The sequence below is a fragment of the Gemmatimonadales bacterium genome (assembly GCA_035502185.1).
Taxonomy (GTDB): Bacteria; Gemmatimonadota; Gemmatimonadetes; order Gemmatimonadales; family JACORV01; genus Fen-1245.
On the sequence record DATJUT010000039.1, the window covers coordinates 24,624 to 33,156 of the forward strand.

Consider the following 8,533-nt stretch of genomic DNA (forward strand, 5'->3'; position numbering starts at 1 on the left):
CTCCTGAGCGGTCAGTCCACCCGGTTGCGCAGCGTGCCGACGGCCGGCACGTGGATCTCGATCTCGTCGCCCGAGCGGAGCGCGAAGTCGTTCGGCGGCACGATCCCCGTGCCGGTGAGCAGCACGCACCCGGCGGGGAAGCTCGTCTCCCGGACGAGGTACGCCACCAGCTGCTCGGGCGCGCGCCGCATCCGCGCCAGCGTGGTGCCGCCCTCGAAGGCGGCGGCGCCCGACCGCACGACGCGCAGCGTGATGGCCGTCTCGGGGGGCAGCGGCCCGTCGCGCACCAGCAGGGCCGGACCGAGTGCGCACGCGCCGTCCCAGATCTTGGCCTGGGGGAGGTAGAGCGGGTTCTCCGCCTCGATGTCGCGCGCGCTCAGGTCGTCGCCGATGGTGTAGCCGACGATCTCGCCGCGCGCGTTCACGACCAGCGCCAGCTCCGGCTCCGGGACGCTCCAGCGCGCGTCGCGGCGGATCCGCACCGCCTGCCCGGGGCCGCGGGCGCGCCAGCCCGCGCACTTGAAGAACAGCTCCGGGCGCTCGGCCTCGTACACCCGGTCGTAGAAGGACGCGCCGCCCGCGGCCCCCGACTCCTCGAGCCGCGCGGTGCGGCTCCGGTCGTAGGTGACGCCGGCGCCCCAGATCTCCTGCCCCGCGACCGGCGCGAGCGGCGGCTCGTCGAGGCGCGGCGCGGTCGGGCCGCGGGCCGCGGCGGCGCGGAGGTGGTCGGCCAGCCCGCTGCGATTGACCAGCGCGTCCCAGTCCTCGCGCAGCCGCACGAAGGCGCCGGCCTCCTCGACCACCGGGCCGCCCGCGGTGCGGAACAGCCGCAGGGGCGCGCTCACCGCGGGCCCCCGGCACGGCGGCGCCGGCGGCCCGCCACCCGCTTCGACGCGCGGGGCCGCCGCTTCTTCCGGCGCGCGGGCCGCGCGCCGCCCGCCGGAGCCTTGCCCCGCGGCGCGGCTCCGGCCGCGGGCCCCCCCGCCTCGAGCGCCGCCACGATCCGATCCACGTCGAAGACGCAGCCGGCCCAGGTGCCGCCGCTGGCGCGCTGCAGCGCCGCCCACAGCCGCGTATCGTCGGGCAGCGCCGGGTGCACCGCGAGGTCCGGGTGCGGCGCGCGCCGGGCGAGCAGCGCCGCGCATCGCGCCGGCGGCAGCGCCTCGCCCCCGGCGCCGACCAGGCTGACCGATCCCGTGAGCGCCGTCCGGTCCACCACGATCTCGATCAGATCGTCGTCGCGCACCCGCCCGATCGGGCCGCCGACGAGCGCCTCCGGCCCGACGTGGCCCACGCACGCGCCGGTCGAGACGCCGGAGAACCGGCCGTCGGTCACCAGCGACACGTGCTTGCCCCACGGCAGGTACTTCAGGGCGAAGGTGATCTGCGCGGTCTCCTGCATCCCCGTCCCGCTGGGGCCGTTGCCGATCAGCACGATCACGTCGCCGGGGCGGACCGGCCGCGCGGTCCGCCCCTTGACGGCGCGGATGGCTTCCCGCTCGTCGGCGAACACGCGTGCGGGCCCGCGGTGCCGGAACACGCCGTCCGCGCCCACCACCGACGGATCGATCGCGGTCGCCTTGATGACCGACCCCTCGGGGGCGAGGTTGCCGACCGGGAAGACGACCGTGCTGGTGAGCCCCGCGCGCCGGGCGGCGTCCGGGCCCAGGATCACGTCGTCGGGCGAGACCGACGCGCCCGCGGCGAGCCCCGCGCGCGCCGCCCGCCGCCGCTCGCTCCCCTCCCACCAGTCGAGCGTCGCGTCGAGCGTCGCGCCCGTCGCGGTGAGCACCTCCCCGTGCAGCAGCCCCATCTTCCGGAGGTGGAGCATCACCTCCGGCACGCCGCCGGCCAGGAAGACCTGCACCGTGGGATGGTTGCGCGGCCCGTTGGGCAGGCAGTCCACCAGCCGCGGCGTGGCCCGGTTCACCCGGCTCCAGTCCTCGACCGTCGGGGGCGCGAGGCCGGCCGCGTGCGCGATGGCCGGGACGTGCAGCAGCAGGTTGGTGGAGCCGCCGAACGCGGCGTGCACCAGCATCGCGTTCTCGAGCGCGTGCGGCGTGAGGATGCGGGCGACCGGGATCCCGAGCGCGTGGAGCCGCAGCAGCGCCAGCGCCGAGCGCCGCGCCAGCTCGAGCCACGCGGGCTCGCCGGAGGGCGCGAGCGCGCCGTGCGGCACCGCGAGCCCCAGCGCCTCGGCCACGACCTGGGAGGTGGCCGCGGTGCCGAGGAACTGGCAGCCGCCGCCGGGCGAGCCGCAGGCGCGGCATCCCATCGCCGCCGCGTAGTCGAGGGTCACCAGGTCGTGCGAGAACCGCGCGCCGAGGCTCTGCACCTGCCCCGCATCCTCCGCCCCGGCCGCCGGCAGCGTCACGCCTCCGGGCACGACCACGCCCGGCAGGTGCGAGGAGCCCGCGAGCGCGAGCATGGTGGCGGGCAGGCCCTTGTCGCAGGTCGCGACCCCGAGCACCGCCGCCGCGGTCGGGAGCGAGCGGATCAGCCGGCGCATCACGATCGCGGCGTCGTTGCGGTACGCCAGGCTGTCGAACATCCCCGTCGTGCCCTGGGTGCGGCCGTCGCACGGGTCGCTGCAGTACACCGCGAACGGCAGCGCACCCCGCGCCCGCAGGGTCAGCGCCGCCTCGCGCACCAGCAGGCCGATCTCCCAGTGCCCGGTGTGGTAGCCGAGCGCCACCGGGCGCCCGTCGTCGCCCCGGAGTCCGCCGAGCGTGCTGACCACGACGACCTGCGGCCCACCCAGCTCGGCCGGGCTCCAGCCCATCCCCACGTCCTGCGTCAGGCCGAAGACGTCGCCGCTCGGCCGGTCGCGGAGCATCGCGGCCGTGAGCGGCAGGCGGCCGGCCGGCCCCTCACCCGCGAGCCGGCCGGCGGACACCGCGTCGGCCGTGCCCAGCACTTCCTCGAGGGACGGCGGCGACGGCGGCGGCGCGTCGAGTGGAGCGTCCATGGGGAGAACCTTGCGGCGGCGGCGGCGGAACCGCCAGTTGCGGCTTGCGCCCGTCTCGCGCGCGTGTAAGGTGTGCGGCGAGGAGGAACGATGAATCTGACGGGCGAGAACCTCGTCGGCGACGAACCGGTCAAGGGCAGCGGCACCACGTTCCGGGCGGTGAACCCCGCGACCGGAGCGGAGCTGGAGCCGCCGTTCCGCGAGGCCGACGACGCGATCGTGGACCGCGCGCTGCGCGGCACCGAGGCCGTCTCGCTGCCCTACGCGGGCACGCCGCCGGCCGTGCGAGCGGGCCTCCTGCGCGGCATCGCCGACGAGATCCAGGATCTCGGCCAGGAGCTGCTCGACCGCGCGCACGAGGAGACGGCGCTGCCGCCGGCGCGGCTCGAGAGCGAGCGGACGCGGACGACGAGCCAGCTGCGCCTGTTCGCCTCGCTGCTCGACGAGGGCTCGTGGGTCGAGGCGCGCATCGATCCCGGCGATCCGGCGCGCACGCCGGTCCCCAAGCCCGACATCCGGCGGATGCTCATCCCCCTGGGGCCGGTCGCGGTGTTCGCCGCGAGCAACTTCCCGCTCGCCTTCTCGGTCGCGGGGGGCGACACCGCGGCGGCGCTGGCCGCCGGCTGCCCGGTGGTGTGCAAGGCGCACCCGGCGCACCCCGGCACCTCCGAGCTGGTGGCCCGCGCCATCGGCCGGGCCGCGCGCGGCGCCGGCCTCGAGCCCCACATCTTCTCGCTCGTCCACGGCTGGTCGCCCGACGTCGGCCTCGCCCTGGCGCGCCATCCGCTCACCCGCGCCGTGGCCTTCACCGGCTCGTTCGGGGCCGGGCGCGCGCTGTTCGACGCCGCCGCGGCGCGCCCCGTGCCGATCCCCGTGTACGCCGAGATGGGGAGCGTCAATCCGGTGTTCCTCCTGCCTTCGGCGCTGGCCGAGCGGTGCGACGCGATCGCCGAGGGGCTCGCGCAGTCCATCACCCTCGGCGCCGGCCAGTTCTGCACCAACCCCGGCGTGGTGGTCGGCGTGCGCGGCGACGGACTGGACCGGCTGCGGCGCCTGCTCGCCGAGCGCCTCGGTGCTTCGCCGCCCGGCGTGATGCTGTACGCCCGGCTCGGCGAGGCCTATGCCGCGGCGCTCGAGCGCGCGCGCGCCCGCGGCGCGCTGGTCCTCACCGCGCCCGCGGCGCCTCCGGCGCCGGCGCGCGCGGGCGCCGCCCTGCTGGGGACCTACGCCGCGCGGTTCGCGGGCGACGCGGAGTGGCAGGAGGAGATCTTCGGACCGGCCTCGCTGGTCGTCGAGGCCCGGGACGCCGCCGAGCTGATGCGGGTGGCCGAGGCGCTCGGGGGCCAGCTCACGGCGGCGATCCACGGCAGCCCGGACGAGCTCGCCGCCCACGCGCCGCTGGTCGAGATGCTGCGGCGCAAGGCCGGCCGCCTGATCTTCAACGGCTTCCCGACGGGGGTCGAGGTGGGGCACGCGATGCAGCACGGCGGCCCGTATCCCGCATCCACCGACTCGCGGTCCACGTCCGTGGGCACCGCGTCCATCGCCCGCTTCCTCCGGCCGGTGTGCTACCAGGACTTCCCGGACGCGGCGCTCCCCGCCGCGCTGCGGAACCGGAACGCGCTCGGCATCTGGCGGCGGGTGGACGGGGAGCTGACGCAGGACGACGTGCGGCCCCCGGTTTAGCGCAGCGGCACCAGGAGGGCCAGCAGCACCGTCGTCGCCAGCGCCGTGGTGCCGACGACCGCGGAGAGCGGCGTCCACGACCGCAGGGTCTCGGCCTCGCTCACGCCGCCCGCGCGGCTGAACACCCAGAAGCCGGCGTCGTTCATCCACGAGCCCACCAGGGAGCCGCCGGCGATCGCGGTCGCCAGGTACACGGGGTGGAACGGCAGCGGCGCGCCGCGGATCATCGCCGCGACCATCCCCGCGGTGGTGATCATCGCCACCGTGGCCGAGCCCTGCGCCGTGCGGATCACGACCGACACGCCGAACGCCGCGAGCAGCAGGGCGACGCCGCCCCGCGTGCCGCTGCCGAAGGCGCCCGCGACCAGCGACCCGAGCCGGGCGGACTGGAGCGTCGCCCCGAACGCGCCGCCCGCCCCGACGATCAGGACGATCGCGCCGGCCCCGAGCAGCGACGACTCCACCAGCCCCGCCAGCCGCGCGCGGCCCGGCCGCTGCGCCCGCCAGTAGAGCCGCAGCGCGAAGCCGGCCGCGAGGAACAGCGCCACGTTCGGGTTGCCGATGGTCGCCGTCCACGGGGAGAGGGCATGCCACACGGAGGCGAGCGAGGGCGCGAGGGTCTTGAGCGTCTCGACGATCGTGTTCGACGAGATGAGCGTCACGGGCAGCAGCACGGGCACCAGCGCCGGCAGCAGGCCGGGCAGCGTGGCCGGCACGGGGACCTCCGGCACGCCCGGCGCCAGCGGACGCATCGCGACCGTCATCCGGCGGCTCGCCCAGCGCGCGAACAGGAGGCCCGCCGCGGCGGACGGCAGCGCGATCACGACGCCCGCCAGCACCATCGTGCCGAGGTCCACGCCGAGCGCGCCCGCCATCGCCAGCGGCCCCGGGTGCGGCGGCACCAGGGCGTGGGTCGCCACGGCGCCGGCCGAGACGGCGAGGAGGTACTTGAGGTAGTCGCGGCCCGTGTTCCGGTACATGGACCGCGCCAGCGGCGCCAGCAGGAAGAAGATCGTGTCGAAGAACACGGGCAGCGACAGGACCCAGGCGGTCGCGCCAAGAGCCAGGGCGCCCCGCCGCTCGCCCAGCAGGTCCAGGAAGCCGCGCACGATCCGGTCCGACGCGCCACTCCCCGACATCGCGCTGCCGATGACCGCGGCCAGCGCCACGATGACGCCGAGCTGGCCCGCGGTCCGCCCGAACCCCTCGGCCACCACCGCCACCTTGACCCCGGGCTCGCCGGGTGCCAGGATAGCGACGACGATCGCGGCTCCGACGAGCGCGAGGAACGCGTGCACCCGGAGCACGACGATTCCCCCGAGGACGACGGCGAATCCCGCCAGCAGAATCAGGAGTGGTTGCATCGGCTAAGCGAAGGCGGGCCCGGCGAGGGGGGTATGGACACGGTGATAAGATGATAGTATGAATTGGCGGCCGTTCAACTGATGGAGGGCGTCACATGCGGCACCACCGTCTACCGCTGATCGCCGGCGCGATCGCAACGGGCCTCGCACTCGCCGTGGCCGGCTGCGATGTCTCGACCAGCGTCGGCAGCTACGACGTCACCTACCGTGCCTCGGGCTTCACGGGCATCGCCACGATCGACTCGGTCCTCTACAGTCCGGGCACGGGAAAGTGCGCGACCTCGTGCAATGCGGACTCGAGCCTGATCAAGGTGACGAACCCGGCCCTCAGCGCCGCGGGGATCTACGCCGTCGAGTTGTTCCTGCCGACCGGGTCAACGGTGCAGGCGACGCTGTACGGCAAGAGCACGGCCGCCGGCACCGCGCAGTTCACGGTGATCTGGATGACGGCCAGCGGCACCATTCGGGGTGACAGCGTCACGACGCAGACGAGCGCCACGGCTGGTACTCCGTTCACGCTGAGCCTCAGCAAGCGGACGATCTGAGGCCGACCGGCTCCTGCAGACGCGTGTGACGCGGTAGAAGACGATCAGTGGCATGGGGCCGGCGCCCGCCAACGGGCGGGGCCGGCCCCTTCGTTTGCCCGTCCCCGGAGCCCTAGAAAGCTCCCCGCCTCCCCGCTAGCTTCGGCGCATGCCGCCGCCCACCGTCACGCTCGGCCTGGTGCAGATGGCGATGCGCCCGGACAAGGCCTCCAACGTCGCGAAGGCCTGCGCGGCGATCGCCGACGTCGCCCGGCGCGGTGCCGACGTCGTGGTCCTCCCCGAGCTGTTCGCGTCGCCGTACTTCTGCCAGGTGCAGGATCCGGGCCGGTTCGAGCTGGCGGAGAGCGTGGACGGTCCCACCGTGGAGGCCATCGCCGCCGCGGCGCGGGAGCACGGCGTCGCGGTGATCACGCCGATCTTCGAGCGGCGCGCGGCGGGCGTCTACCACAACAGCCTCGTGGTGCTCGGGCCCGCCGGCGAGCGGCTCGGCCTGTACCGCAAGATGCACATCCCCGACGACCCGCTGTACTACGAGAAGTACTACTTCACCCCGGGCGACCTCGGCTTCGTGGCCGTGAGCACGCCGTTCGCGAAGATCGGCCCGCTCATCTGCTGGGACCAGTGGTATCCGGAGGCGGCGCGGCTGGTGGCGCTCCAGGGCGCGCAGGTCCTCTGCTACCCGACCGCGATCGGCTGGCACCCGAAGGAGAAGGCCGAGTTCGGCGCGGCGCAGCTCGCGGCGTGGCAGATCATCCAGCGCTCACACGCCATCGCCAACGGCGTGTACGTCGCCGCGGTGAACCGCGTGGGCCACGAGGGGCCGGCCGGGGGGGGGCTCGAGTTCTGGGGCCACTCGTTCGTCGCCGACCCGTTCGGCGTGGTGCTGGCCGAAGCCGGGGAGGGCGAGGAGACACTGGTCGTCCCGCTCGACCTGGCGCGCCTCGAGGACGTGCGGCGCAACTGGCCGTTCTTCCGGGACCGCCGCATCGACGCGTACGCCGGCATCGCCTCCCGGTTCGGCGGCGAGGCCGGAGCCTGATGCCGCGCCGCCGGGTGCGGGCGGGCGGCGGGGGCGCCGCGCCCGCTCCGCCGACGCCGCGCGAGGCGGGGTACCGGATGCCTGCCGAGTGGGAGCCGCATGCGGCCACCTGGCTCGCGTGGCCGCACGAGCCCACGGACTGGCCGGGCAAGTTCGACGCGGTGCCGTGGGTCCTCGCCGACGTCGCGCGCCACCTCCAGGACGCCGAGCGCATCCGGCTGATCGTGCGGAACCGGGCCGAGCGGGCCCGGGCCGCGGCCGCGCTCACGCGGTCGGGCGTGTCGCTGGCGCGCGTGGACTTCGTCACCGCCGCGACCGACCGCTCCTGGACGCGCGACTTCCTCCCGCTGGGGGTGGTGCGGCGCCGCGGCGGCCGGCGCGAGCTGGCGGCGGTGAAGTGGCGGTTCAACGGCTGGGCGCGCTACAGGAACCACGCCGCCGACGAGGAAGCCGGGCGCCGCATCGCCCGGCGGCTGGGCGTCCCGACGTTCCTCCCCGAGGTCGCGCACCGGCGCGTCGTGCTCGAAGGCGGCGCGATCGACGTGGACGGCGAGGGCACGCTCCTCGCCACCGAGCAGTGCCTGCTCACCGGACGCCAGGCGCGGAATCGCGCGCTGGGCAGGGCCGGCACGGAGCGGGTGCTGCGCGACTACCTCGGCGCCGAGCGGGTGATCTGGCTCGGCACCGGCATTGCCGGCGACGACACCGGCGGGCACGTGGACGACTTCGCGCGGTTCGTCGCACCCGGCCGCGTGGTGGTGGCCCGCGAGACGAATCGGCGCGATCCCAACCACCGGCCGCTCGAGGCGGCCCGCAGGCGGCTCGCCGGCGCCCGCGACGCCCGCGGCCGCCGGCTCGAGGTCGTCACGCTGCCGATGCCGAGCCCGGTGCGGTTCGCCGGGGAACGCCTGCCCGCCAGCTACGCCAATTT

The 8,533-nt window shown here is 75.7% G+C and carries 7 protein-coding genes; 4 read left to right on the plus strand and 3 right to left on the minus strand.

From position 1 onward, the window contains the following. Positions 1-11 precede the first annotated feature (11 nt). A complete protein-coding gene (locus VMF70_05230) occupies positions 12-845 on the minus strand; it encodes a fumarylacetoacetate hydrolase family protein (protein HTT67411.1) in 834 nt (277 codons plus the stop codon). Next, positions 842-2,968: a YjhG/YagF family D-xylonate dehydratase gene (locus VMF70_05235; GenBank protein HTT67412.1), complete on the minus strand. Its 2,127-nt coding sequence runs from the start codon at positions 2,966-2,968 to the stop codon at positions 842-844. Before VMF70_05235 ends, VMF70_05230 begins: the two co-directional genes overlap by 4 nt. Positions 2,969-3,058: 90 nt before the next feature. Between VMF70_05235 and VMF70_05240 the strand changes: the two genes are divergently transcribed. Next, positions 3,059-4,654, plus strand: a complete 1,596-nt coding sequence (locus VMF70_05240; GenBank protein ID HTT67413.1) for an aldehyde dehydrogenase (NADP(+)) — start codon at positions 3,059-3,061, stop codon at positions 4,652-4,654. Here VMF70_05240 and VMF70_05245 read toward each other — a convergent pair. Next, a complete protein-coding gene (locus VMF70_05245; protein HTT67414.1) occupies positions 4,651-6,018 on the minus strand; it encodes an SLC13 family permease in 1,368 nt (455 codons plus the stop codon). The two genes, VMF70_05240 and VMF70_05245, sit on opposite strands and share 4 nt — an antisense overlap. Before the next feature lie 95 nt (positions 6,019-6,113). On the opposite strand from VMF70_05245, the gene VMF70_05250 reads away from it, so the two are divergent. The 3 genes from VMF70_05250 to VMF70_05260 all read left to right on the plus strand — a co-directional run. Beyond that, entirely contained in the window at positions 6,114-6,563 is a 450-nt protein-coding gene (locus VMF70_05250; GenBank protein HTT67415.1) for a hypothetical protein, read from the plus strand. A 148-nt stretch (positions 6,564-6,711) separates the two neighbouring features. Beyond that, on the plus strand, positions 6,712-7,602 hold the full coding sequence (locus VMF70_05255) for a carbon-nitrogen hydrolase (GenBank protein ID HTT67416.1): 891 nt from the start codon (positions 6,712-6,714) through the stop codon (positions 7,600-7,602). Then, a partial coding sequence (locus VMF70_05260; GenBank protein ID HTT67417.1) for an agmatine deiminase family protein occupies positions 7,602-8,533 on the plus strand: 932 nt, incomplete at its 3' end. The genes VMF70_05255 and VMF70_05260, both read left to right, overlap by 1 nt.